The following is a 457-nucleotide window of genomic DNA, read 5'->3' on the forward strand; positions in this document are numbered from 1 at the left end:
GCCGGGTCGTAGGAGATGTTCCCGGGCCGGGTCGTAGGAGATGTTCCCGGTGCCGTCCTGCTTCTCGATCCCGCCGATGCGGTGCTCCAGCCCCGGGGTCCCCGGGACCGCCCACGGCCTGGCCAGGGTTTCCGGGTCCCGCTTGTAGGGCCAGAACACCTCGGTGCCGTCGGCCAGGGTGTGGTTCGGGGCGGTCGCGAACTGCACCTTGAGGTCGGGCAGGTCGGCCACGTCCGGGATCCGCCAGGGCTCGGAGCCGTTGGCCAGGTAGCCGTCCGAGAGCAGCAGGACCGGGGTGCGGTAGGTGAGCGCGATCCGGGCGGCGTCGATGGCGGCGTCGAAGCAGTCGGCGGCGGTGCGGGGGGCGACGATCGGGACGGGGGCCTCGCCGTTGCGCCCGTACATCGCCTGGAGCAGGTCGGCCTGCTCGGTCTTGGTCGGCAGACCGGTCGAGGGC

General features: G+C 72.9%; 1 pseudogene. It reads right to left on the bottom strand.

Annotation, left to right across the window (positions count from 1 at the left end):
* Nucleotides 1-457 (bottom strand): annotated as a pseudogene (locus AB4039_RS42465) (2-oxoacid:acceptor oxidoreductase subunit alpha); the annotation flags it as partial.

Source organism: Streptomyces sp. M-16 (assembly GCF_052114405.1).
Lineage (GTDB): Bacteria > Actinomycetota > Actinomycetes > Streptomycetales > Streptomycetaceae > Streptomyces.